This window comes from Rhodoluna sp. (genome assembly GCF_044239955.1).
GTDB lineage: Bacteria > Actinomycetota > Actinomycetes > Actinomycetales > Microbacteriaceae > Rhodoluna.
Window position 1 is genome coordinate 34,932 of the sequence record NZ_JBIIAL010000005.1, and the last position, 24,512, is coordinate 59,443.

The 24,512-nt window shown below is 49.5% G+C and carries 22 protein-coding genes and 1 pseudogene; 4 read left to right on the forward strand and 19 right to left on the reverse strand.

The genetic code is table 11. From position 1 onward, the window contains the following. Nucleotides 1–3: 3 nt before the first annotated feature. The gene (gene rpsO, locus AC9UFE_RS03275; protein WP_509545585.1) at nt 4–273 is read right to left on the reverse strand and encodes a 30S ribosomal protein S15; all 270 of its coding nucleotides are present in this window, start codon (nt 271–273) and stop codon (nt 4–6) included. A gap of 179 nt (nt 274–452) precedes the next feature. On the opposite strand from rpsO, the gene AC9UFE_RS03280 reads away from it, so the two are divergent. After that, a complete protein-coding gene (locus AC9UFE_RS03280) occupies nt 453–836 on the forward strand; it encodes a DUF2752 domain-containing protein (RefSeq protein ID WP_509545587.1) in 384 nt (127 codons plus the stop codon). A gap of 4 nt (nt 837–840) precedes the next feature. On the opposite strand, the gene AC9UFE_RS03285 is transcribed toward AC9UFE_RS03280, so the two are convergent. The 12 genes from AC9UFE_RS03285 to dxr all read right to left on the reverse strand — a co-directional run bounded on the left by AC9UFE_RS03285 (nt 841) and on the right by dxr (nt 13,794). Next, nucleotides 841–1,206 (reverse strand): TM2 domain-containing protein, encoded by a 366-nt coding sequence (locus tag AC9UFE_RS03285; protein WP_509545589.1) that lies wholly within the window; start codon nt 1,204–1,206, stop codon nt 841–843. A gap of 263 nt (nt 1,207–1,469) precedes the next feature. Further along, nucleotides 1,470–2,402: a bifunctional riboflavin kinase/FAD synthetase gene (locus tag AC9UFE_RS03290; protein WP_509545591.1), complete on the reverse strand. Its 933-nt coding sequence runs from the start codon at nt 2,400–2,402 to the stop codon at nt 1,470–1,472. A 1-nt stretch (nt 2,403) separates the two neighbouring features. Then, complete coding sequence (locus AC9UFE_RS03295; RefSeq protein WP_509545593.1) at nt 2,404–2,802, reverse strand: hypothetical protein; 399 nt, start codon at nt 2,800–2,802, stop codon at nt 2,404–2,406. 24 nt (nt 2,803–2,826) lie between these two features. Then, entirely contained in the window at nt 2,827–3,192 is a 366-nt protein-coding gene (locus AC9UFE_RS03300; protein WP_509545595.1) for a hypothetical protein, read from the reverse strand. Then, complete coding sequence (gene truB / locus AC9UFE_RS03305; protein WP_509545597.1) at nt 3,185–4,075, reverse strand: tRNA pseudouridine(55) synthase TruB; 891 nt, start codon at nt 4,073–4,075, stop codon at nt 3,185–3,187. The genes AC9UFE_RS03300 and truB overlap by 8 nt, the downstream gene beginning before the upstream one ends. A 2-nt stretch (nt 4,076–4,077) precedes the next feature. Next, complete coding sequence (gene rbfA / locus AC9UFE_RS03310) at nt 4,078–4,515, reverse strand: 30S ribosome-binding factor RbfA (RefSeq protein WP_509545599.1); 438 nt, start codon at nt 4,513–4,515, stop codon at nt 4,078–4,080. A gap of 2 nt (nt 4,516–4,517) precedes the next feature. Continuing rightward, nucleotides 4,518–7,136 (reverse strand): translation initiation factor IF-2, encoded by a 2,619-nt coding sequence (infB, locus tag AC9UFE_RS03315; protein ID WP_509545601.1) that lies wholly within the window; start codon nt 7,134–7,136, stop codon nt 4,518–4,520. Nucleotides 7,137–7,326: 190 nt separating this feature from the next. Next, complete coding sequence (nusA, locus tag AC9UFE_RS03320) at nt 7,327–8,304, reverse strand: transcription termination factor NusA (protein WP_509545603.1); 978 nt, start codon at nt 8,302–8,304, stop codon at nt 7,327–7,329. A gap of 21 nt (nt 8,305–8,325) precedes the next feature. Next, a complete protein-coding gene (locus AC9UFE_RS03325; protein WP_509545605.1) occupies nt 8,326–10,089 on the reverse strand; it encodes a proline--tRNA ligase in 1,764 nt (587 codons plus the stop codon). Between the two features lie 24 nt (nt 10,090–10,113). Beyond that, nucleotides 10,114–11,271: a flavodoxin-dependent (E)-4-hydroxy-3-methylbut-2-enyl-diphosphate synthase gene (ispG, locus tag AC9UFE_RS03330; protein WP_509545607.1), complete on the reverse strand. Its 1,158-nt coding sequence runs from the start codon at nt 11,269–11,271 to the stop codon at nt 10,114–10,116. A gap of 69 nt (nt 11,272–11,340) precedes the next feature. Next, nucleotides 11,341–12,642, reverse strand: coding sequence for a M50 family metallopeptidase (locus AC9UFE_RS03335; RefSeq protein ID WP_509545609.1), 1,302 nt, complete (start codon nt 12,640–12,642; stop codon nt 11,341–11,343). Nucleotides 12,643–12,702: 60 nt separating this feature from the next. Beyond that, on the reverse strand, nt 12,703–13,794 hold the full coding sequence (gene dxr, locus AC9UFE_RS03340; RefSeq protein WP_509545611.1) for a 1-deoxy-D-xylulose-5-phosphate reductoisomerase: 1,092 nt from the start codon (nt 13,792–13,794) through the stop codon (nt 12,703–12,705). Nucleotides 13,795–13,850: 56 nt separating this feature from the next. Between dxr and gabT the strand changes: the two genes are divergently transcribed. After that, complete coding sequence (gene gabT / locus AC9UFE_RS03345; RefSeq protein ID WP_509545613.1) at nt 13,851–15,176, forward strand: 4-aminobutyrate--2-oxoglutarate transaminase; 1,326 nt, start codon at nt 13,851–13,853, stop codon at nt 15,174–15,176. A gap of 13 nt (nt 15,177–15,189) precedes the next feature. Next, nucleotides 15,190–16,548, forward strand: coding sequence for a transaminase (locus tag AC9UFE_RS03350; RefSeq protein WP_509545615.1), 1,359 nt, complete (start codon nt 15,190–15,192; stop codon nt 16,546–16,548). Here the strand turns inward: AC9UFE_RS03350 and AC9UFE_RS03355 are convergent. The 4 genes from AC9UFE_RS03355 to AC9UFE_RS03370 are packed head-to-tail and all read right to left on the reverse strand — an operon-like array spanning nt 16,537 to nt 20,592. After that, nucleotides 16,537–17,343 carry an ABC transporter permease gene (locus AC9UFE_RS03355; protein WP_509545617.1) on the reverse strand — a complete coding sequence of 269 codons (807 nt, stop codon included), beginning with the start codon at nt 17,341–17,343 and terminating at the stop codon, nt 16,537–16,539. The two genes, AC9UFE_RS03350 and AC9UFE_RS03355, sit on opposite strands and share 12 nt — an antisense overlap. Next, on the reverse strand, nt 17,340–18,248 hold the full coding sequence (locus AC9UFE_RS03360) for an ABC transporter permease (protein WP_509545619.1): 909 nt from the start codon (nt 18,246–18,248) through the stop codon (nt 17,340–17,342). The genes AC9UFE_RS03355 and AC9UFE_RS03360 overlap by 4 nt, the downstream gene beginning before the upstream one ends. A 4-nt stretch (nt 18,249–18,252) precedes the next feature. After that, complete coding sequence (locus AC9UFE_RS03365; protein ID WP_509545621.1) at nt 18,253–19,383, reverse strand: ABC transporter ATP-binding protein; 1,131 nt, start codon at nt 19,381–19,383, stop codon at nt 18,253–18,255. Beyond that, entirely contained in the window at nt 19,384–20,592 is a 1,209-nt protein-coding gene (locus tag AC9UFE_RS03370; RefSeq protein ID WP_509545623.1) for an ABC transporter substrate-binding protein, read from the reverse strand. It abuts the gene before it with no gap. A 241-nt stretch (nt 20,593–20,833) separates the two neighbouring features. Between AC9UFE_RS03370 and ald the strand changes: the two genes are divergently transcribed. Then, nucleotides 20,834–21,949, forward strand: coding sequence for an alanine dehydrogenase (ald, locus tag AC9UFE_RS03375; RefSeq protein ID WP_509545625.1), 1,116 nt, complete (start codon nt 20,834–20,836; stop codon nt 21,947–21,949). A gap of 358 nt (nt 21,950–22,307) precedes the next feature. Here ald and AC9UFE_RS03380 read toward each other — a convergent pair. Then, nucleotides 22,308–22,982, reverse strand: a pseudogene (locus AC9UFE_RS03380) (FtsK/SpoIIIE domain-containing protein); the annotation flags it as partial. A gap of 58 nt (nt 22,983–23,040) precedes the next feature. Then, complete coding sequence (locus AC9UFE_RS03385; RefSeq protein WP_509545629.1) at nt 23,041–24,477, reverse strand: gamma-aminobutyraldehyde dehydrogenase; 1,437 nt, start codon at nt 24,475–24,477, stop codon at nt 23,041–23,043. Between the last annotated feature and the right edge of the window lie 35 nt (nt 24,478–24,512).

Here is a 24,512-nt window from a genome sequence, read left to right on the forward strand (position 1 = left end):
TAGTTAGCGGCGGATGCCAAGGCGCTCAATAAGAGCACGGTAGCGACCGATTTCAACCTTCTGCAAGTATCCAAGGAGTCTTCGACGCTGACCTACAAGAAGTAGCAGTCCACGACGAGAGTGATGGTCGTGCTTGTGCTCTTTTAGGTGCTCGGTTAGATCCTTGATGCGCTGGGTTAGAACAGCAATTTGAACTTCAGGAGAACCGGTGTCACCTGGGTGAGTTGCATACTGCTGAATAATGTCGTTTTTTACTTTTGCATCTAGTGACATGGTGTCTTCCTTCTATTCGCTGCGCGGCGCAAAAAACAATTTCGTTATTTGCTCTATCTATCCGCGGCCGATACACGGCAACCCCACAATCCTAGTCCACGAATCGGGGCCAATACCAGCCCAAAGAACCTGCCGGTGTTGCCGGGTCGCTCATTTACGTTTGTGCTAAAGTCCTGAAGATGGAGCGATCAATCAAGCGACAGCTGACCGCTGTTGGCGTTAGTGGGGTGCTGGCCATTGGTGTTCTGGCGACTCTTCCGCAGGCTTACTGGCCCAAGTGCCCTATCTACTGGACCACTGGCATACACTGCCCAGGATGTGGGGGGCTAAGAGCGACAAGTGCTCTTCTTGATGGAAACTTTGTCGCTGCGCTAAATCAAAATATTTTTGTTTTTTTGGCTCCGCTGCTTGTAGGTGTGGGCTTCCTGGTCCAAAGAGCCAAGAAGCCACACCTTACAAAGACTTTCATTGCCGTTGTAGCTGTTGTTGCCCTGGTCTACACCATCTTGAGAAACCTTCCAGGTTCTTGGATGGCTCCTGATCCTTTGGCAACAGATTTTTAGCTATTTAGTAGTAGTAGAATCCAGAGCCCATCAAAGCCACAAAGAAAACAAGGTAAATAATGGTAAAGAAGATTCCAAGACCATAGAGTAATCCAACTACTAACCAAGCAGTTTTCTTACCCTCTTCGTATCCTGACTGTCCGCGACCCTCGGCGTCTTTCATCTGGCCGGTGAGAACCAAAATCAAGTCAACTAGTGCCCAAATACCGCAACCGCCACAAGTAAGTAACTTAGCGACTCCTAGGCCGGTGTGACCTAAGTAGAATCGGTCTACCCCAAATGAGCCTAGAAAGTAGCTCAGAAGCCAAGTGGTGGTAAAGCTGCGTACCGGAGGAATTGGTGCGGTGTAACCCTGATTGTTATATGACATTTAAGTCATCCCCTATTCTTGTTCGTTTTTCCCATGTACCTAAATGGGAGGTTGTCAAAACCATACACCATAGCTATTTGTCTCGGGGAACCCAGGGTGCCGTGTCAATTCTCAGCTAAACCTGGCTTTACAGAGGGCTTTTGCAATTGAGGCAAGCGATCAAGAAAGTCCTAAAAGTGATAGTGCAGAGAAGATTACGTTCTATGGGAACGCTAGCTCATCAAAGATGTGACGTGAGCAGCATCGATAGAAGTACGGCACTGCTATTCCAGCCCCAACTGCTTCCTTACTACGTGTAAATCTAGATTGATTTGGGCAACAAGCGATTCAACGCCATCAAATTTCTCAACAGGTCGAACAAAGTCAATAAACTCCAACGTCACGACCTTGTCATAAAGATCAAGCTCGGTTAGGTCTAGAACGTGCGACTCCACAAGCCTCGGCACGGCTTGAAAGGTTTCGTTAATGCCAACCGAGTGAGCTGCTGGATACCTAGTACCTTCGGACACCAACCATCCGGAATAGACGCCGTCTAATGGAAGGTAACCCTCTGCCTCGCGGGATAAGTTAGCCGTTGGAAAGCCAATTTTTCTGCCAATTTTCAAGCCATGCTCAACAACACCAACAGCTACGTGCACTCTTCCAAGTAACTTCGCAACGAGTGCAACGTCACCTTGATCCAACAGGTTTCTTACCCTGGTAGTCGATACAGTCTCGCCGTCAATCTCAATTGGCTTAACTTCTGAAACACTGAAGCCATACTTTTGCCCTAGCTCTCGAAGGGTTTGGGCATCCCCTGAACCCTGATTTCCAAATCTAAAGCCCTCTCCAACCATGACCACCTGCGCGTGCAGTGTTTCCACCAAGATTTCTTTCACAAACTGTTCCGGAGTCTTGCTAGCAAGCTCCTGATTGAATTCCAACTCAACTAAGACTTCTGCTCCAAAGGATCCAATGAGTGAGTGCTTCTGAGTCTTGCCGATTATTGGTAACTTTGCCCGATCTGGCCTCAATAGATGATCTGGGTGTCGATCAAAGGTAACCACGGTTGGCACAAGTGATTCTTTGTTGGCAGTGGCAATCAAATTCGAAAACAATGACTGATGCCCTAGATGCAAGCAGTCAAACTTGCCGATGGTTACGGCAGTTTTGCCAACGTCAGTTGGGACATCCGAAAGAACAGTAAAAGTTTGCAAACTAGTTGCCTCGTTTTGCTTTGCGAATCCAAATCAAACCTAGAACCGGCAGCACTAGAGGTAGGTAGCCGTAACCTGAACCAAATCCTGACCAGACGCTGTCGGCATTGAAAAGCTCTGGGTAAACAAATGAAAGTGTCCCAACTGCCAAGACTCCAACTAGCTCAAAAACAACTGAGAAGATAGCCACCTTGTGCCAGGTCTTTCCTGCCCGAGCAAGGGAAACAGTTGCAAGGATATAAACCAGAGCGCTAAGTAGTGAAAGTGAATAAGCCAGTGGCGCTTCTTCAAATTTAGTTATGACCTGAAAGCTCGCCCGCGCGGTAGAAGAGACTGCAAAGACTGCGTAAACCAAAATCAGCAGTCTGCCTACGCCAAGCGATCTTGATGGATTTGTCAATCTAGAGGCCTTAGTCTTTCTTTCTTAGTAACTGCCGGTCCAGATTTGGTGCATGCGAACCAACATCACGGCAACAGTCAAAGAAGCAACACCCAAAATCATCGTGGACCAGCGGTTTCTTTCCACCAGGCCCCAGAAACCTGCACCGATCGGAACCATGATTGCAACCAACAGGTACGCGAAGTACTCGACGGTATCAAGAGCCGCAGTTGCTCCCCCGGTTACTACAAAGATCGAAACAATCAGCTGGCCGATAAGCCCAAGTAATACAACCGCTAGTGAGCCGATGCTCCAAAGGCTCGGAAGTTTCTTCATGGCACCAAGCGTGACGGAAAAGATTCCTGCCGCCACGGCAAACCAGAGCTGCGCTAGATAGAACCACTCAATCAATTTTTTCTCCTTGGAAGACCACAACTGATTTTAAGTCAGATTTCACGCTCTCCAGGACAGCAACTAGTTTCCCCGAAACCGAAAGGCCTGCAGCGAGCCCCACAACCTCTTGTTTGCCTGGGATTCGCTTGCCGTGGATCAAGTCAGTAACCTCTGAATCTGCCAGCTCAATAACTGGAAACAGTTGTTTAGCGGCCGTCGCTAGTTCAGTTAGCCGAAGCTTATCCATTTCATCGATTGAGTTAGCCGACGCTACGTCAAAGTGCCCGACCCTGGTTCGCCTAAGAGCGGTGATGTGACCTCCAACACCCAGGCCGTTTCCTAGATCTCTAGCAAGTGCCCGGATGTATGTCCCCGAAGAGCACTCCACTCGAACTTCCACATCCAAGAATCCAGACACTCTAGCTACAGAAAGAATTTCGAAACTGTAGATTTTTACCTCACGAGCCTTTAGCTCAACCTGCTGACCTGCTCGAACCAAGTCATAAGCTCGCTTGCCATCGACTTTCTTGGCGCTCACCGATGACGGAGTTTGCATGATGACCCCGGTTAGTTTGGAAATCTCGCGAGAGATATCCACATCGCTAATGTTGGCAATTTCATCTGAGCTGGCTTCCTTGATGACTTCCGATTCGGAATCGTCAGAGACAGTTTGCTGGCCAAGGCGAATGGTGGCCTCATAGGTTTTGTCGGCACCAACCAAAAAAGTAAGTAGCTTGGTTCCAGACTCAATCCCCAGAACCAATAGCCCAGTGGCCAATGGATCTAGGGTTCCTGCGTGGCCGACCTTCTTGGTCCCAACAGCCTTGCGCACTTTGGCAACAACATCATGGCTGGTCCAGTTAGTTGGTTTATCAATCAAAACCAAACCAGGAGTTGCCAAGATTAGTCCTCGTCTTCGTGGATCTTCGGTTCCTTATAAGGATTGAGCTCGCCTGCATATTTTGCCGAAGCTGCAATCTTGGCAACCTGAGCATCTCTTGCTCTGGCTTCAGCAAGTAAATCGTTTAGGTGAGCTGCATTTTCAGGAAGTTCGTCAGCGATAAATTCGAGCGTTGGTGTGAGACGGATGGAAAGGTTGTGCCCAACGTCTCCGCGGATACGACCGGTGTTTCGTTTGATGATTTCGTTTGATCTGGCACGGTCTTCATCGGATCCATAGACGGTGTAAAAGATTTGCGCGTGCTGTAAATCTGGAGTCACTTTCACTTCGGTGATTGTGACAAAACCCAAATCCGGGTCTTTCACAGCCTTCTCCAGAGCCTCGGACACCAAAACCTTGATGCGTTCGGCGAGCTTGCGGGCGCGAGCTACATCGACCATTTCTAGACCCTAGGCTTCTCGCGCATCTCGAAGGTTTCAATGATGTCCTCGAGTTGCAAGTCGTTGAATCCAGCAAGGCCAATTCCACACTCGAAGTCAGTCTTGACTTCAGTCGCATCATCCTTGAATCTCTTGAGGGAATCAACCTTGACGTTGTCGATGATGACCTCGCCGCCACGAAGCACCCTGGCCAAAGAGTTTCTCTTGATCGAACCGGATCTAACAATCGAACCAGCGATCGTTCCGACTTTGGAAGACTTGAAGAGCTCGCGAACTTCAGCTGTTCCAAGCTGGAATTCTTCGTATTCGGGCTTGAGCATGCCCTTGAGGGACTTCTCAATGTCTTCTAGTGCTGCGTAGATAACAGAGTAGAAACGAATGTCAACACCCTCACGGTCGGCTCTTTCCTTCGCCTTGTTATCTGGGCGAACGTTGAATCCGATGATGATTGCGTTATCAACTGTTGCTAGGTTCACGTCAGACTCGGTCACGGCACCAACACCACGGTGAATGATTCGAAGTTGAACAGAATCGTCGATCTCGATCTTGAGCAGCGAGTCTTCCAGCGCTTCAACAGCACCGGATACGTCTCCCTTGATAACCAAGTTGAGAGATTCGACCTTGCCATCTTCGAGCGCCTTGCTGAAGTCTTCTAGGCTGACGCGCTTTCTAGTCTTGGCTAGCAGGGCATTTCTATCTGCTGCCTCACGCTTTTCAGCAATTTGTCTAGCCTGACGCTCATCTTCTGTAACTACGAAGGTGTCGCCGGCGCGAGGAACACTTTGTAGACCAAGAACCTGAACCGGTCTAGAAGGCGTTGCTTGCTCGACTGGTTCTCCGTCTTCGTTGAACATCGCACGCACACGACCGTGCGCACTTCCCGCAACAATGGAGTCACCAACGCTCAAAGTTCCAGACTGAATCAATACTGTTGCAACTGCTCCACGACCCTTATCCAAATTGGCTTCAATAGCAACACCGCGAGCATCTTTATTTGGATTCGCGCGCATATCAAGGGCTGCGTCAGCAGTAAGAAGAACTGCATCTAGCAACTCTGTGATTCCTTGCTTCTTCAAAGCAGAAACTGGAACGAACATGACGTCGCCGCCGTACTCTTCAGCAACCAAGTTGAACTCGGTTAGCTGCTGCTTCACCTTGTCTGGGTTAGCACCTTCTTTATCAATCTTGTTTACCGCCACCACAATTGGCACCCCTGCGGACTGGGCGTGGTTTAGTGCCTCAATGGTCTGAGGCATAACGCCATCGTCTGCTGCAACGACCAAGATGGCAATGTCAGTTACCTGAGCACCACGAGCACGCATAGCCGTGAAAGCCTCGTGACCTGGGGTGTCAATAAAGGTAATTGCGCGATCGATACCCTCGTGGGTGGTGTGCACCTGGTAGGCACCGATGTGCTGAGTAATTCCCCCGGCCTCACCTGCTTGAACGTTGGCGTTACGAATAGAGTCCAGTAGGGCCGTCTTTCCGTGGTCAACGTGACCCATAACAGTAACTACCGGTGGGCGACTAACAAGATCTGCTTCTTCATCGTCGTAGTCAGCTGAGACATCCAGACCAAAGCCTTCGAATAGCTCACGCTCTTCATCTTCTGGAGAAACAACTTCAATCTTGAAACCAAGTTCCTCACCAAGAATCTGGAAGGTTTCCTCATCCAATGAGGCGGTAGCTGTTGCCATCTGACCCAGTGCAAATAGCACCGTGATCAGCTGACCGGCATTGGCATCTATCTTGTCGGCAAAATCCTGAATCGAAGCTCCGCGGCGCAATCTGATTACTGTTGTGCCATCTCCTCTTGGAACAACTGCTCCACCAAGACTTGGAACACTTCTTTGTTCGAATTCTTCTCTCTTGGCGCGCTTTGATTTTCTGGCCTTAGATTGACCCCTTGCGCCACCTTTACCAAAAGCTCCTGCTGTACCGCCGCCAACTCCGCGACCTCTTCCGCCAGCTGAGGGACGACCCGGGAAACCACCAGGGGCACCTGCGCCACCCATTCCAGGTTTCGCAGCTCCAAATCCAGGGCGTGCACCACCTGCACCACCAGGTCTTGATCCACCTGGTCTAAATTCGCCACCTTCTGGTCTAGAACCTGGGCGAGCAGAACCTGGTCTTGGTGTGCCAGGTCTTGCCATGCCCTGAGACGCATTGAATGGATTGTTTCCAGGTCTTGCCATTGGACGAGGGATACCCATTCCCTGACTAGATGCAAAAGGATTGTTTCCAGGTCTTGGAATACCTGGAGTAGTTGGAGAAACTTTTGGCTCTTTCGGAGCATCTGTAATTGAGCTTGGGGCAAGACGAGAGGTCTTTGGCTTTACTTCTTTTACTGGCTCATCGGTTACAACAGGCTCATCGGTTACAACAGGCTCTTCAGAAACTGGGGCATCAGCTTTTGCTTTGGGAGCGGCTTTTGGCTTGGCAACTTTTTTCTCTTTGGGCTTAGCGTCAGGAAACGCAGCGCGCAGTTTCTTTGCAACAGGAGGTGCGATTGTTGAAGATCCAGATTTGACGTATTCGCCAAGCTCTTCTAATTTGGCCAAAGCCACCTTGGTGTCAATGCCAAGTTCTTTAGCTACGTCGTAAACACGTGGTAGCGCCACTTACTTCTCCTGTCTGGGCCTTCCCAAACAGGGCAGGCCATTAAAGCTGTTGGATACTCATTTCGAGCTACTCATTTATTTGCCAACATCTTTTCTACCTGTTCTAGTTTTTGAATCAGAAATTCGACCTATTAGGGCCAAAACTCCGATTGATTCTTTCCCTATTCTAGCCCCAAAGGGCTAAAGCGCTCTAGTCGTCTTCGAGAATACTGTCGGGTTGGATGTCAATCTTGGCCCCGGTCAACTTGGCAGCCAAGCGGGCATTCTGACCCTCTTTACCGATCGCAAGCGAGAGCTGGAAATCAGGCACCAAAACCCTAACCTGGCGCTCTTCAGCATTGATCATATAAGCACTCGATGCCTTGGCTGGGGACAGAGCCTGGGTGACAAACTCCGTCAAATCCTCGGAATAGTCCACGATGTCGATCTTTTCGTCGTTTAGCTCAGACTGGACGGCTCTTACCCTTTGGCCAAGTTCTCCAATGCAGGCTCCCTTGGCGTTTATGGCAGGGTCCTTGGCTCGAACAGCAATCTTGGTGCGATGTCCAGCTTCCCTGGCAACCGAAACAATCTCAACAACACCTTCAGCAATTTCTGGAACCTCTAGCGCAAAAAGCTTTCTCACCAAACCGGGATGAGTTCTAGAAACAGTAACCTGCGGACCCTTGGTTCCCTTGGAAACGTTGGTTACGTAAACGCGAATTCTCTTCCCGTGGGCGTAATCTTCACCAGGAACTTGCTCTTCTGGGGGCATGATGGCCTCAATTGAGCCAAGGTCAACATAGACCATGTATTGGCGCTGACCTTGCTGGATTGTTCCAGCAACAATGTCTCCGTCTTTACCCTTGAACTCACCAAAGACACCTTCATCGTTGATTTCACGAAGCCTGGAAGCAATTACCTGCTTCGCAGCCCCAGCGGCAATTCGACCAAAGTTTTCAGGAGTGGCTTCAGTTTCCCCGGTTTGGTTTCCTTCTTCATCGAGCACGGCGGTGAAGATAAGGACGTGGCCGGTTTTTTGATCCAGTTGGGCGCGAGCTTTCTCGGTGGCACCGATGTTGCGATGGTAGGCGGCAAGCACGGCGGCCTCAATTATCTCAACGAGCTCCTTGAAAGGAATCTCGTTCTCGCGCTCAATGTTTTTTAGAACACTTAGGTCGATGTCCACTTGCAACACCTCCAAAAGTTCTTATTTGACTGCAGACAAAACAGAGTCTAGCTTGATAGCCGCTCTTTCCCCAGTCCTTCTATTCCACAGCTCTACTTCGCCAGTTTCAAGACCCTTACCGACAATCACCACGGTTGGAATTCCGATCAACTCAGCATCCGAGAATTTCACTCCGGGAGACACCTTGGCTCGATCATCCAACAAAACTGTCTTTCCAGTGCTTTCGATTTCAGCAGCAAGTTTCTCCGCCGCCAGATAAACCGCATCGTCCTTTCCGGCTGCAACCACGTGCACATCGGCAGGGGTCACGGATTTTGGCCAGATTAGGCCTTTGTCGTCGTTATTGGCTTCAGCCAATACTGCGACCAAGCGGGTCACGCCAATTCCGTAGGAGCCCATCGTTACAGTAACGAGTTTGCCGTTTTCATCCAATACTTTGAGATCAAGAGCTTCGGCATACTTTCGACCGAGCTGGAAAACATGACCAATTTCGATTCCTCGTGCAAGTTCAAGAGCACCAGAGCCATCAGGGGCCAGGTCTCCTGCGCGAACCTCCGCGATGTCGGCAACTCCATCAGCCGTAAAGTCACGGCCCATAACCAAACCAAAAACGTGCTTCTCGTTTTCGTTAGCGCCGGTAACCCACGAGCTTCCGGTAACGACCCTTGGGTCAACCAGGTACTTGATTCCGGAAGGAGCTTTTGCACCAAGGAACTGAGTGCCAGCTTTTGTTGGACCTATGTATCCCTTGACGAGCATCTTGTATTTCCCAAAATCTTCATCACTTGCCTGAGCAACCTGATCAGTTCCAAAGAATGCTTCAGCACGTTTTTGGTCAACTTCACGATCTCCAGGAATGCCAACAATCACAATTTCGGTTTTTCCTTCTGCCGAGGTGACGGCTAGAACAACATTCTTCAAAGTGTCCGCTGCACTCCAGCTTGAGCCATCATGCTTTTTCACCTTGGAGTTAGCTAACTCCACGAGAGTCTTAATGGTTGGAGTGTTCGGTGAATCGTGAACTTCTGCCGAAGGTGCATTACTAAAATCGATTTCCGCAGGTGCGACGCTTTGGACCGCTTCTACGTTTGCAGCGTATCCGCCAACTGATCTAACAAAAGTATCTTCACCAATTGGTGAAGGTGATAAGAATTCTTCCGATTTTGATCCGCCCATGGCACCAGCATCGGCTTTTACGATTACGTAGTCAACACCTAGCCTGGTAAAGATGCGCTCGTAAGCTGCGCGCTGAGCTTGGTAAGCAATTTCTAAACCTTCATCGTTTACGTCGAAGCTATAAGCGTCTTTCATGACAAACTCGCGACCACGCAACAATCCAGCTCTGGGTCTTGCCTCATCGCGATACTTGTTTTGTATTTGATACAAAGAAAGTGGCAGATCTTTATAGCTCGAGTAAAGATCCTTCACCAACAGGGTGAAAACTTCCTCGTGAGTTGGGGCTAACAGATAATCAGCTTTTTTGCGGTCTTGAAGCCTGAATAGGTTATCGCCGTATTCGCTCCAGCGACCGGTTACTTCATATGGCTCTCTTGGCAAAAGAGCTGGAAAAAAGACTTCTTGCGAACCGGCTGCAGCCATTTCTTCGCGGATGATTTTTTCTATCTTGGCCTTGACCATAAGACCTAGCGGAAGCCAGGTATAGATCCCCGGTGCTGCGCGTCTAATGTATCCCGCCCGAAGAAGCAGCCTGTGACCTTGAACGTCAGCGTCAGATGGGTCTTCACGCAGCGTACGAAGGAACAGTTGGCTTAGACGGATAGGCATGGGCTCAATGTTACCGCCACGAGGCTACTTGTCTTTGACTAAAACCTGCGGTGAGCCAACAAGTGTTGGATCCATCTCAGCTGCCAAGCGGTTAGCTTCCTCAATCAAGGTCGCAACAATTTCTGATTCAGGCACAGTCTTGATGACTTCACCCTTAACAAATATCTGGCCTTTTCCATTTCCCGATGCCACGCCAAGATCTGCCTCGCGAGCTTCGCCTGGACCATTCACCACACAACCCATAACTGCAACTCGAAGAGGAACGGTGAGTTTTTCAAGTCCGGCTGTTACGTCGTTAGCAAGTTTGTAAACATCAACTTGAGCGCGACCACAGCTTGGGCAGCTAACAATCTCTAGCTTGCGCGGACGAAGATTTAGTGATTCCAGAATCTGCGAACCAACTTTGATTTCTTCTGCGGGTGGAGCAGAAAGTGAAACCCTGATGGTGTCGCCGATACCCTTGGAAAGCAATGCACCAAAAGCAACCGAGGACTTAATGGTTCCCTGGAATGAAGGCCCCGCCTCAGTAACTCCAAGGTGAAGTGGCCAGTCGCCTCGTTCTGCGAGTAATTCGTAAGCGCGAACCATTACAACAGGATCATTGTGCTTCACAGAAATCTTGAAGTCGTGAAAATCATGCTCTTCAAACAAGCTTGCTTCCCAAACGGCAGACTCAACCAGAGCTTCCGGGGTTGCCTTGCCATACTTTTCCAAGAGTCTTGGATCTAGCGAACCAGCGTTAACACCAATGCGAATTGAAACTCCCGCATCCTTGGCGGCTTTAGCAATTGGACCAATCTGGTTATCAAACTGTCTTATGTTTCCAGGGTTTACTCGAACGGCACCGCAACCTGCGTCAATTGCCTGGAAGACATACTTTGACTGAAAGTGAATATCTGCAATCACGGGAATCTGTGATTTTTTGGCAATAATGTGCAAAACATCAGCGTCATCTTGTGATGGGCAAGCAACTCGCACAATGTCACAACCAGAAGCAGTCAGCTCTGCGATCTGCTGCAAGGTGCCATTGATGTCAGTAGTTGGAGTGGTGGTCATTGACTGCACTGAGATCGGAGCCTCACTACCAACTTGCACTTTGCCAACCATAATTTGTCTGGTTTTCCGCCTTGGAGTCAGTACAGGCGGCGGAGGCTTTGGTAGCCCTAGGTTTACAGCTGGCACATTGCTCCTCGAATGAAGTTCTCTTGCCCTTTAAGCATACGCAGGCAAACTGATTTTATTGAAATTGCTCTAGCCGAAAAGGGATATTGGGTTGATTAGGTCAGCGGTAATCAATAAAAGCGATACCGCAATAAGCGCAATAAACACAACCCAGGTAAGTGGCATCAATAAAGCAGTGTCCGCAGGGCCTGGATCTTTCTTTCCCAACACTTTGTAGACGCCACGCTTTATGCTCTCGTAAACACCCCCGGCTACGTGACCACCGTCTAAGGGAAGAAGAGGCAGCATGTTGAAAACAAAAAGTGCAAAATTCAATGAGCCAAGAATCGAAATACCAGTTGCGAGCTTGTCAGAAAACTCAGCTTGGTCCGAAGCAGCCACTTCACCGGCGATGGCACCAATACCAACAATCGAAATCGGTCCATTTGGATCGCGCTCACCGTAGCCAAGGGTTGAAGCTGTAACCTCAAAAACTTTTTGCGGAAGTTGCAAAATCAACTGACCGATTTGCAACATCATCTGCCCGGAGGCCTCTAAGGATGTGCCAATTGAAACTGGAACTCTCTCGGATGCGAGAAAAACGCCAAGAAATGGTTGTGGTGCAGTCACGACTTCACCGTTGCTATCAAGAATCGGGTTGCCGAGGTTATCAAACTGCGGCCTCTGTTGGATAACTGCGCTAACTGTTAGCGCAACTATTTCACCTGATCTTTTGACTTCCAGCTCAACAGTTGGGGTTTCGGAAAGTATCTGCCTGATCTGCACCCAATCTTCCGCTGGCTTGCCTGCAACAGAAACAATTTCATCGCCTGCCATCAATCCAGCTATGTGAGCTGGTGTTTGCTTTGAAACGGGGCAATTGGTTTGCGTCGAATCTAGACAAACCGAAACGGCATCAATCTTCAGAGAAGATTGAAAGACGCCAAAACCCGACAAAGAAATCACCGTCAACACAACACCAAGCACGAGGTTCATGAAGGGCCCACCGAGCATGATGATCATGCGCTTACCAACAGGGAGTTGGTAGAACTTGCGGTTTTTGTCCTTGGGTGTTTCTTCTTCAGAATGGGCAAGTCTTGCCTGGGCAATCATGTCCGGGAAAAAGCCAGTCTTGGTTTCTGGTTTCTTTGCCGGCGGATACATCCCTAACATTGCGATGTAACCGCCCAATGGGATGGCCTTCACTCCATACTCGGTTTCGCCTTTTTTCCTAGAAAACAGAGTTGGCCCGAAACCAATCATGTACTTGGTTACCTTTACGCCAAAGGCCTTGGCGGGAATCAGATGGCCGAGCTCGTGCAATCCGATAGAAACTGCAAGGCCGAAGATTATGAAAACAATTCCAGCCAGGTACCAAAGGGTTTCGCTCACAAAACCAATCTACTTCACGCTACCGACTAAGCCAGCTTGGCCATTTACATTCTGGGGAAACTAGCAGGCCTTAGCAATCTGAGCATCGGTTCGATCCCTCGCCCACTTCTCCGCTGCCAACACACTCTCCAGACTCAACTGCAAATCCGGTTCGTGGGCCTCCACTGCTCTTTCTATCAGATCTGTTATTTGATCAAAAGTAATCAACCCAGCATGAAATGCCGCCACGGCCTGTTCGTTACTCGCGTTGTACACAGCCGGGTAGCTTTTACCAAGTTTTCCGACCTGTCTTGCCAATCTCACCGCGCTAAAAACACTTTCATCGAGCGGATCAAATTGCCAGCTGTGAGATTTACTCCAGTCAACGGCTTCGGAAACTTCGGCTACACGCTCAGGCCAACTAAGCCCCAAAGCAATTGGAAGCTTCATATCTGGTGGCGATGCCTGGGCAATAACTGAACCATCAATAAATTCCACCATCGAGTGAATAACGGATTGTGGGTGGACAGTAACCTCGATGCGCTCAAAAGGTATGTCAAACAACAAATGAGCTTCGATAATCTCCAACCCCTTGTTCACCATCGAAGCTGAGTTAGTAGTTACCACCTGACCCATAACCCAGGTTGGGTGAGCGAGAGCTTGTGCGGGAGTTACAGCGTGCAGCTGATTTTTGGTAAAACCTCTAAATGGTCCACCGGAGGCGGTAAGAATTAGTTTCTTAACTTCCGATGAAGACCCCGAACGAAGGCACTGGGCAATTGCCGAGTGTTCAGAATCAACCGGAACAATCTGATCGGGGGAAGCCAACTCTTTGACTAACTGCCCACCAACAATTAACGATTCCTTATTGGCTAAGGCAAGAGTTTTTCCTGTTCGAAGGGCAGCAAGAGTTGGAGCTAAACCTATTGAGCCTGTTATGCCGTTTAGGACAACATCAGCGCTAGTTTCTGAAACCAGCTTTGTGGCAGCATCTGCACCCAGCACTGCCTGGGATGAAGCGAGCCCAAAATGTTCCCGTTGCGCTTCTAAGTCCTTAGAGTTGGAACCCGCGGCTAGTCCAACTACTTTGAATTTGTCAGGGTTTTTGTTGATTACCTCGATGGCTTGGGTCCCGATTGACCCGGTAGATCCAAGGATTATGACGTGGCGCATTTATCAATAATGGCATGCTAGGGCTATCAATTGGGCAGGCGTAGAATTGGAGCACCATGGAAATCACCCAAGAACTCAAATTAGTCACCGCTATTCCAGGGCCAAAGTCCCTGCAATTCCACAAAATGAAGCAACAAGAAGTTAGCCACGGCGTTGGCACCATGTTGCCGGTATACATCGAAAGAGCTCACGGAGCCGTTTTGGTTGACGTTGATGGCAATCAACTAATTGACCTTGGAAGTGGAATCGGTGTTGTCACCATTGGTCACACTAACCAACAAGTAGTTGATGCTGTTATGGAGCAGGTCCAGAAGCTGACACACTCTCTTTTCACCGTAACCCCTTACATTCCTTACCTTCAGGTCTGCGAAATCTTGAACCGCAGAACTCCTGGAAAGTTCGAAAAGCGCTCAGCACTATTCAACTCTGGAGCCGAAGCCGTTGAAAACGCTGTAAAGATTGCTCGCAAATACACTGGTCGAGGCGAGATTGCCGTATTCGACCACGGCTACCATGGCCGAACGAATCTAACTATGGCCATGAACTTCAAAGCACACCCTTATAACAACGGATTCGGTCCTTTTGCCCCTGGTGTGCACCATGTTCCGATGTCTTACCCGTTCCGTGACCCAGCCGGCATGACTGGAGAAGAAGCTGCTCGTCGAGCAATTACATATATGGAAAAGCGTGTTGGCGCAGAAAGTCTCGCTGCTGTGATCATCGAACCGGTCCAGGGTGAAGGTGGATTTATTGTTCCAGCTCCAGGCTTTTTGAAAACCATCGCCGACTGGGCAGCCAAAAATGGAATTGTCATGGTCGCCGATGAGGTCCAATCCGGTATCGCAAGAACCGGAAAATGGTTTGCGAGCGAATGGGAAGAAGGTTTCGAGCCTGATCTAGTGATCATCGCTAAAGGTATTGCTGGCGGTATGCCAATTTCGGCCGTTACTGGAAGAGCCGAAATCATGGACGCATCTCACCCTGGGGGCCTTGGTGGCACCTATGGAGGTAACCCAGTTGCTGCGGCAGCAGCAGTTGCAGTTTTGAACCAATTGGAAGCTGGAGGGGTTCTTGAGCAGGCCGAGCGCATCGAAAAAATTCTTACTTCTCGACTAAAGAAAATGAAGTCCGAGTATCCAGTAATTGGTGATGTCCGCGGTCGTGGAGCAATGCAGGCAATCGAATTTATCGAGCCTGGAACTATGAATCCAAACGCCAAAGCTGTGGAAACAGTTTCTAAATACGCTCACAGCCACGGAGTGGTGATTCTGAGCGCGGGAACCCATGGAAACGTGATCAGGTTCCTACCTCCGCTAGCTATTTCGGATGCCCTGCTGAATCAAGCACTGGACATCGTCGAAGCTGGCATCGCCTCCCTTTAATTAGGCAATACCAATGACCTCCTTTGCCGATCCCCGACGCCTAGAGCAGCTCTTTGCCAAAGAGCTAGAGCTGTTTGTGAACACCCATCCAGAATCCAAGAAGCTTCACGAAAAAGCTGCCGGGCCCATGATGAATGGTGTTCCCATGTCTTGGATGAAAAAGTGGCCAGGCTCATATCCGGTTTATGTGGCTAGCGCCAAAGGTGCTCACTTTAGCGATGTAGATGGCAATGACTACGTGGACTTTTGCCTAGGTGACACCGGAGCAATGGTTGGTCACTCCCCTGACGCGTCTGTTGCTGCAATAAAGAAGCAGCTCGATAAGGGCATCACCTTTATGCTGCCTACCGATGATGCCGCAATTGCCGCACAAACACTGGCCGATCGTTTTGGAATGGAGAAGTGGCAATTCACACTTACCGCAACCGACGCTAATCGTCACATCATCCGCTACGCCAGACACATCACTGGCCGTAAAAAGATTCTGATTCATGACTACTGCTACCACGGCACCGTTGATGAAACTTTTGCGAACCTCGACGAGCAAGGTCTAACCGTTAGCCGCGCCAACAACATCGGCGCTCCGGTTGAGCTGAGTGAAACCACCTGGGTCGTACCTTTCAATGACCTGCCTGCAGCAGAAACAGCTTTTGCCTCTGGAGAAATTGCGGCTGCCTTGATTGAACCCGCAATGACAAACATTGGAATTGTGCTTCCAGAGCCTGGCTACCTAGAAGGTCTAAGAGAACTTGCGACCAAGTACGACGTGATCTTGATTCATGATGAGACCCACACTCTTTCTGAAGGCATCGGCGGAATGACCAGAAGGCGCGGTGTGCGTCCAGATGCCGTTGTACTTGGAAAAACCATCGGCGCGGGTATACCAGCTGGAACCTTCGGTATGAGTGCAGAACTTGCCGAGAGAATCGCAGACAGCTTGCACCTTGAGCACATCGATGTCGGCGGTGTTGGAGGAACCCTGGCAGGAAATGCGCTGTCGATGGCTGCCATTCGCGCAACACTTACCGAAGTACTTACCGAAGAAGCGTTCCAAAGCATGGAGCAGCTTTGCACCATTTGGACCAACGATGTTCAAGAAATAATCGATGAGTTCAATATTCCTTGGCAGGTAAGCCAGCTTGGCTGCCGAGCAGAATACAGCTTTAGGTCAACCGCCCCAAGAACCGGTAAAGAGGCAGCCGATGCTGATGATTTCGAGCTGCAGCAGTACCTGCACTTGCATGCCATAAACAGAGGCGTGCTAATGACACCGTTTCACAACATGGCGCTTATTTCGCCTGCGACGACGCTGGAAGATGTTAAGCGTCACACCGATCACTTTAGCGACGCGGCAAAAGCCCTATTTGGCTAGTTTTGCAATTCTCTTGCGCTTTAGCGCGCCACCGAGCTGGAACACCAGCACCAGGGCAATTGCAAAGATAAACACCGCAGATCCAATCACATTTGCCTCCGGCGGAATTCCTCGCAACGCAGCTGCGTAAACGTACTTCGGGAAAGTAATCTCGGAGCCGGAGTTGAAAGCTGTCACGATGTAGTCATCAAAGCTAAGCGCCAGAGACAGCAGTGCTGCTGCCATGATTCCAGGAAGTAGCAGCGGGAAAGTGATCTTCATAAACACCTGAGCAGGCGGTGCATAAAGATCTCTGCCGGCCTCTTCAAGCTTTGGATCTAAGGTTGCAATTCTGGCCTTCACTGTAACTACTACGAAACTAATAGTGAAAAGAATGTGCCCAATTATTACTGTTCCAATGCCACGTGGGATACCGACGTTGAAAAACTGTGCCGCAAGACCTGCGCCCATAACTACCTCGGGGGTAGCAAGTGGCAAGAACAAAAGCAAGTTAGTAGCTGATCGGAACTTGAATTCGTACCTGGTAACCGCAATTGCAAGCATGGTTCCCAAGATTGTGGAAACAATGGTTGCGGTAACTGCAATCAGAACGGAGTTGCCAAATGCCTCACACACAGCTTCGTTGTTACAGACGCCAGTCCAGTTATCAAAAGTGAAGCCCTGCCAGCCGGGGGTGTTCTTGAATGGGTCGTTGAAAGAAAATACGAAGGTGTAACCGATTGGGAACATAAGGAAGATAAATGCCAACGAGATATAGGTAGGTAGTAGGTACTTTCCCAAGCTGAACTTGTTCACAGTAGGTCCTCCGTTCCCGTTCGCCTAATGTAAACCGAGACCATAACAACAATCGCAGCCATCAAAAGCACCGATAGCGCCGATGCGCTCGGGAAGTCCAAAAAGCCAATGTAGTTGGATTCAATGACGTTTCCAAGCATCGAGGTGCTAGGGCTTCCTAGGAAGTTACCGCTGGCCGTGACGTAGTCACCTGCAATAGGGATAAAAGTCAAAAGAGTCCCTGAGGTGATTCCAGGAATGGACAGCGGGAAAGTCACCTTCCAGAAAGTGCTGGCCGGCTTTGCGTAAAGATCACTACCTGCCTCAAGTAAGGCTGTGTCGAGACGCTCAAGGTTTGTGTAAAGCGGCAGAGTCATAAAAGGAATGAAGTTGTAAGTAAGACCAAAGATAACTACAAAGGATGAGCCCAAAAGGAATTCGTTTTCTGCCATTAGGCCAAGATCTCTTAGAACGGTGGAGATCCAAGAGTTCTGACTAAATACTTGCTTCCAAGCAAAGGTGCGAAGCAAAAAGCTAATAAAGAAGGGGGCTATAACCAAGGTTAGAAGCAGTGCCTGCAACACAGGCTTGTTTCTGGCTTTTACCCCAATGAAGTAGGCAATCGGATAGCTGATTACCAGCGCCAATAAAGTCGCCAGCGTCGCATAAACAAAAGATCTAATGATGTTTTCAAAATACAAGGTGGATACGAATGCGTAGTTTCCAAATTCCAAACCAGGTTGGTATTGGCCGATTCCACCACCTGGAACCGGTGCCTGAAGTGATGTAGTTATCAAAGAGGCAAATGGTGTGATGAAAAACAGGCCTAGGTAAAAAAGCCCAGGTAGCAAAAGAAGAAGCAGTATTTTTGAGTTTGGCTTTTTCCCTGCGGTCTTTACTTTCTTGACCAATACCTGGGCTGTCATATTGCTAGTTACCTTTGGGCTTCACTTCAGGAAGATCAGCAAGCCCAAAGCTGTGCTCAACCTTCCAGCTAACCCAAACCATGGCACCAAGCTCAGTAACTGGAGACTTACCAATGTTTTGAGCAAACACGGTTATCTCACCCAGGTTAGGAATATCGATTAGGTACTGGTTACTAACGCCGGTAAACCTGATGTCAATAATTTCTCCCGGGCCAACAATGTTGAGTCCAGCATTAGCAGCTGGCTCTGCGTCTTCGTGGAAGATGGCCTTCTCGGGTCTAACACCGATTGCAATTGTTCCCTTGGTCTTCTCGGCGCGGTTTGTTGGAACCTTAATTTGTCTTCCTGCAACACTGATGCTTACCGAGTCGCCTGAGCTTTCAACTACGTCACCAACAAAGATGTTGGACTGACCCAAGAACTTGGACACAAACAATGTCTTTGGTCTTTCGTAAAGTGCCTCAGGTGCGCCCATCTGCTCGATCCGGCCCTTGTTCATAACCGCCACGGTGTCAGCCATGTCCATGGCTTCTTCTTGGTCGTGGGTCACATGCAAGAAAGTAAGGCCAACTTCCATCTGAATAGCTTTTAGCTCGACTTGCATTTGACGTCTTAGCTTTAGATCCAGTGCACCAAGAGGCTCATCCAACAACAGAAGTGATGGACGGTTGACTAAGGCTCTAGCGAGCGCAACTCGCTGCTGCTGTCCCCCAGAAAGCTGGGTGGGTCTGCGGTCCCCGAGGTGCTCTAGCTCAACTAACTTGAGAGCATCGGTTGCTTTTGGAAGTGGGTCACTAACTTTTCTCTGACGAAGACCAAAAGCCACGTTTTCCAAAACGGACATATGTGGAAACAGTGCATAGTTTTGGAACACGGTGTTTACCGGGCGCTCGTGGGGCTTCATGCTGGAAACATCTTGATTACCGATCAAGATTTTGCCCTTGGTTGGCGAATCAAGACCTGCTACCAAGCGCAGCGTTGTGGTCTTTCCGCAACCGGAAGGTCCGAGCAGTGCGAAGAACTCACCAGCAGGGATCTTTAGGTCAAGATCTTCGATAGCAACGAAGCCAGGAAATTCTTTCCTGATACCAACTAGCTCTAGGTCTGCACCTCTAGCAACGAACTCGACGGCCAACTAAGCGCCCAGCTGAACTCTGCCCCAAGCGGTTGCGAATGACTGCTCTTCCTGAGCTGTCAATGCACGGAATGCATGAGTGGAAGCTAGGAATGCCTCGTCCGGGAAAATTAGCTTGTTTTCAGCCAACTCAGGATCAATTTCAATTGCAGCCTCGTATGCTCCAACCACTGGTGTGATGTAGTTCACCCATGCTGCAAGCTCTGCAGCGTTTACTGGGTCGTAGTAGTAGTTGATAAGGGCTTCAGCGTTCTTCTTGTGAGTAGCTCCCAATGGAACAGTGAACATGTCAGCGGAGATTGTTCCACCAGACTCAGGCAAGAAGAATCCGAACTTTTCGAAACCAGCACTGAAGTTCATCTGTACTACGTCACCAGACCAAACGATACCCGCCACGTACTCGTCGTTAGCGAAGCCGTCCATGTACTCGTTACCGGCGAAGGCCCTAATCTTGCCATCAGCGTAAAGAGCGGCTAGATCGTCAATGATTCCATTGAAAGCGTCTTCGGTGAGTGATGAAGCATCAGCAATGTCGATGTTCTTGGACTGAGCAATAACACCAATGGTGTCTCTCATCTCGGAAATTAGAACAACACGTCCGTTTAGCGCAGGCGCCCAAAGGTCCTCAACAGTCTTTGGTGCATCCTTACCGGTCAGCTCCTTGTAAAGCTCCTTGTTGTAAGCGATACCTCCCAAGATGCCCTGGTAAGGAACTGTGAAGTCACGGTTTGGGTCATAAGCTGCACCCAAGTAAGCAGGAGCGATGTTTGACTTGTTTGGAATGTTTGCAGCGTCAAGTTTCTGGACTTGTCCATCAGTTACCAAACGAGCCGCTAGCCAGTCCGTTGGGCAAATAAGGTCCGCTCCAACATCCTTACCTGCGATGAGTTCGTTTCGGTTGATTCCGTACCATTCTTCGTTGTCGTTGTATTCCTCTAGGTATTCAACCTTGATACCTGTTTGTTCCTGGAAGCGATCAAGAGTTGGCCGAGATAGTTCATCTTCTGACAAGTCCATATATCCTGGCCAGTTATTCCAAACCAAAACATTCTCTGAATCTGATGCATCAGAAGCACAGCCAGCCAGACCAATAGCCGCGCCGACGCCAACTGCTCCCGCTATTGCGGTTCTTCGCGTAACCCTCGTTCGAGATATTCTTACAAGCTGGGCAAGCATCGGGTCTTGTGGGAGAGAGTTTGGATCTTTCATTATTGGCTACTCCTAGAAATAAAGGCGAACAAGGAAAGAGCTGGGTTGTCCCAGACCCTTGGACTTTATCCTGCCACAAAATATTCCTCCAAAAGCCAAAAAACCGCCATTTTGAAGGTAGATTTTTTGGCGTGTTGTGGGCCAATGGGGACCAAAATTGCCCCTGACGCAACTTGTCACGAGCAGGTATTCTTCTAAAGGCGCCCATCGGGGTTTGCCATCTAGCAATCAGGAGAGCCAAATGAAGATCTCAATTCCTAAAGAGGTCAAGAACAACGAGTATCGTGTGGCAATTACTCCAGCTGGAGTGCACGAGCTTGTCTCTGCCGGCCACCAGGTCACCGTCCAGGCTGGCGCTGGTCTTGGTTCTGCCATTTCAGATCAGGAGTACCAATCCGCCGGAGCCAAAATTGCCGCTTCCGCAAGCGAGACTTGGGCCGCTGGAGACCTAGTTCTAAAAGTAAAAGAGCCTATTGAGTCGGAGTATCCGATGCTGCGCGAAGGCCTTACCCTTTTTACCTTTCTCCACCTCGCCGCAGATTTACCTCTAACTGAAGAGCTGATCAATAAGAAGGTAACCGGAATTGCCTACGAGACAGTTCAACTTCTTTCTCGCCAGCTACCTCTACTTGCACCGATGTCCGAAGTTGCCGGTCGCCTAGCACCGCTTGTTGGAGCTAGCACTTTGCTTCGCCAAAACGGGGGTAACGGAATGCTACTTGGTGGAGTTCCTGGAACCCGTCCTGCGAAGGTTGTCGTTTTGGGTGGCGGTGTTGCCGGAACCAGCGCGGTGGCAGTGGCAGTTGGAATGGGTGCCGAGGTAACAGTTTTGGACACCAACCTAAATCGCTTGCGTGAACTTGATGCCCTTTACGCCGGAAGACTAAAAACAATCGCTAGCAACACTTTTGAAATTGAGCGTGCGGTTTTAGACGCTGACCTAGTTATTGGATCAGTTTTGATTCCAGGAGCCAAGGCGCCAAAACTTGTGACCAATGCGCTGGTCAAGAAAATGAAGCCAGGTGCTGTGCTAGTTGATATTGCAATCGACCAGGGTGGTTGCTTCGAAGATTCCAAGCCCACTACTCACGCAGAACCCACGTTTAAAGTCCACGACACTGTTTTTTACTGTGTAGCAAACATGCCTGGAGCAGTGCCACACACCTCTACCTATGCTTTGACGAATGCAACCTTGCCATACGTGAAAGCAATTGCGAATCAGGGCTGGAAGCAGGCTCTTGCGGCAGACCCAGCCCTGGCTCTTGGTTTGAATACATTTGACGGAGCGCTTGTGAGCGAGCCGGTTGCAGTTGCTCACTCGATGAAGGCGACAGAGCTGTCAAAGGCTCTGGCCTAACCCCTAAGGGAAAGCTAAAGCTCTCAGCCTGATTGGTGCCGCAATAGATAATTGCACTCGCCCAACCCGCAACAGTTAGTGGTTTGTGTTTTCCTGGGTTGATTCCAAGCTGAACCATATCGATCGGATCGGAAGAGTGCATAACTACCCTGGCCCGCAGGTTTGTAAGCATCGCACGCGATACCCCACTAAGTGATTGGGTTGCCGCCACCAGGTGTATCCCTAGGGACCTGCCACGTGCTGCAATATCTTCAATGGTTGCAAGAGCCTTTGGGCCGCTTGCTAAAGCAGCAACAAACTCATCCACCACAGCTACCAACCTTGGTAGCAAATTGCCGGTAGCGACATACTGTTCGATACTCGAGCACTTGGCAGTGGCAAATAACCGCTCCCTGTTTGCTAGCTCGCTAGCTAGCAGCGCATAAAGTTCCAGCTGACTTTCCTGATCTAAATCGGTGGCCATACCAACCGCGTCTGCAGCAAACTCTTCAAGTGCTGCGCCGCCTTTGTAGTCAAAGAGTGCAAGTTTGAAATCCTGCGTTGCACGAAGCGAGGTAATCAATAGCCTTAGAAATTCCGACTTACCAGATCCGGTGGGGCCGACAATTATTAGATGCGGGCCATCGGAAACCAAGTCCAGAGTCAGTTCCCTGTTTTCCCTAACCCCAATCCAGCTCGATAGTTCGCCAGTTGCCCTAATTACGCGAAAGCGCTCTTGCCGGATTCGATCAAGAGCCTGGGCAAAGTAATCTCCTGCTGATGCGCGCGAAATCTCAGCAATGAGTAACTGATGCCATTGCGCTTTCCAGAGAAACTGAAACCTCGGTAGCACTCGGTTGCCGATGGCAACCGAGGCGTTGGATACGTGGACCACGCTGTTTTCATCAAACTGCGGATAGCGGTTTTTATAGCCTTGAGTTCCAAAAAGTATCAGCACCATCAGAACGCTTATGAGTGCTAGCTGCCAATAGCCACTTGAGAATCCAAAACCAAGGCCAATCAGCATCGAGGGCAAATACCAAATCCATTGCATAAAACTAAACCTGCCTCAGGTTGAGGCAGGTTTAGTGAATATGTTTCTAGGTTGTGGATTAGTCCCCGATGTAGCTCATGACATGCTTGATACGGGTGTAGTCCTCAAAGCCATACATAGAAAGGTCTTTTCCGTAACCGGAGTGACGGAAACCACCGTGTGGCATCTCGGCAGCAAGTGGAATGTGGGTGTTGATCCAAACACATCCAAAGTTCAAGCCCTTGCTAAAGCGCATTGCGGTGGTGTGATTCGAGGTCCATACGCTCGCAGCAAGACCATACTTCACGTCGTTGGCGTTTCTCATAGCCTCATCGGCATCCTTGAACTTCTGAACGGTTATCACCGGACCAAAGATTTCGTTTTGGATGTGCTCGTCTTTTTGCTGTAGGCCTGACAAAACAGTTGCCTCTAGGAAGTAACCGTCTCCTGGAAGCTGAGAGCCTCCGGTTTCAAGCTTCGCGTGTGAAGGCAGACGGTCAATAAAGCCCTTTACTCTCTCCAGTTGATTTGCGTTATTGACTGGACCAAACAGGATGTCATCGCGCTTTGGATCTCCGGTTTGAGCGTTGGCCTTAACTTCTGCAACTAGCAGCGCGAGGAACTCATCATGCACGTTCTCGTGAACAAGGATTCTGGTAGCCGCAGTGCAGTCCTGACCGGCGTTGAAATAACCTGCCACCACAATCTGAGCTGCTGCTTTTTGCAAGTCAGCATCTGGGAAGACAATTACCGGTGCCTTGCCGCCAAGTTCTAGGTGAACCTTCTTGACATCAGCTGCAGCTGACTTAGCAACTTCCATACCGGCACGAACCGAACCAGTAATAGAAACCATTTGTGGGATTTCGTTTTCAATCATGGCGCGGCCAGTGTCGCGGTTACCAGTCACAACGTTGAATACACCAGGAGGCAAATGCTCGGCTGCGATTTCTGCCAGTAAAAGTGTTGAGGCGGGGGTGGTATCCGATGGCTTCAATACCACGGTGTTTCCAGCTGCAATTGCTGGAGCAAATTTCCAAACCGCCATGTTTAGCGGGTAGTTCCAAGGAGTTACTTGACCGATAACACCAATTGGCTCGCGACGAATAGAAGAAGTGTGATCACGGGCATACTCTGCGGTAGCGCGACCTTCTAGATTTCTTGCAGCTCCCGCGAAAAAACGAATTTGGTCAACCGATGGATCCATTTCATACTCAACAAGAGTCGGTCTTGGCTTACCGGTGTTTTCAGATTCAACATCGGCAGCTTCGCCGCTTCTTGCAGCAAGAGAATCGGCAATTCTAAATAGCGCTAGCTGACGTTCGGATGGAGTGAAGTTACTCCACACTTCGAATGCAGCTTCGGCAGCTTTGTAGGCACTTGCAACATCAGCTTCCGAAGAAACTGCTGCGGTGGCGTAAGTCTTTCCGTTAGCTGGATTGACAACATCGGATCTTTCGGAGGAGCTAGCCTCAACGTATTTTCCATTGATGAAGTTTTTTAGTTCGCGAACTGCCATTTGTTCATACTCCTTTGTAGAAGAGGTAGCGACCC

Coding starts and splice junctions, on each gene's coding strand:
- rpsO (WP_509545585.1), bottom strand. CDS start 273: ATGTCACTAGATGCAAAAGTAAAAAACGACATTATTCAGCAGTATGCA.
- AC9UFE_RS03280 (WP_509545587.1), top strand. CDS start 453: ATGGAGCGATCAATCAAGCGACAGCTGACCGCTGTTGGCGTTAGTGGG.
- AC9UFE_RS03285 (WP_509545589.1), bottom strand. CDS start 1,206: ATGTCATATAACAATCAGGGTTACACCGCACCAATTCCTCCGGTACGC.
- rbfA (WP_509545599.1), bottom strand. CDS start 4,515: ATGGTCGATGTAGCTCGCGCCCGCAAGCTCGCCGAACGCATCAAGGTT.
- AC9UFE_RS03325 (WP_509545605.1), bottom strand. CDS start 10,089: ATGCCTATCCGTCTAAGCCAACTGTTCCTTCGTACGCTGCGTGAAGAC.
- dxr (WP_509545611.1), bottom strand. CDS start 13,794: ATGCGCCACGTCATAATCCTTGGATCTACCGGGTCAATCGGGACCCAA.
- gabT (WP_509545613.1), top strand. CDS start 13,851: ATGGAAATCACCCAAGAACTCAAATTAGTCACCGCTATTCCAGGGCCA.
- AC9UFE_RS03350 (WP_509545615.1), top strand. CDS start 15,190: ATGACCTCCTTTGCCGATCCCCGACGCCTAGAGCAGCTCTTTGCCAAA.
- AC9UFE_RS03360 (WP_509545619.1), bottom strand. CDS start 18,248: ATGACAGCCCAGGTATTGGTCAAGAAAGTAAAGACCGCAGGGAAAAAG.
- AC9UFE_RS03370 (WP_509545623.1), bottom strand. CDS start 20,592: ATGAAAGATCCAAACTCTCTCCCACAAGACCCGATGCTTGCCCAGCTT.
- ald (WP_509545625.1), top strand. CDS start 20,834: ATGAAGATCTCAATTCCTAAAGAGGTCAAGAACAACGAGTATCGTGTG.
- AC9UFE_RS03385 (WP_509545629.1), bottom strand. CDS start 24,477: ATGGCAGTTCGCGAACTAAAAAACTTCATCAATGGAAAATACGTTGAG.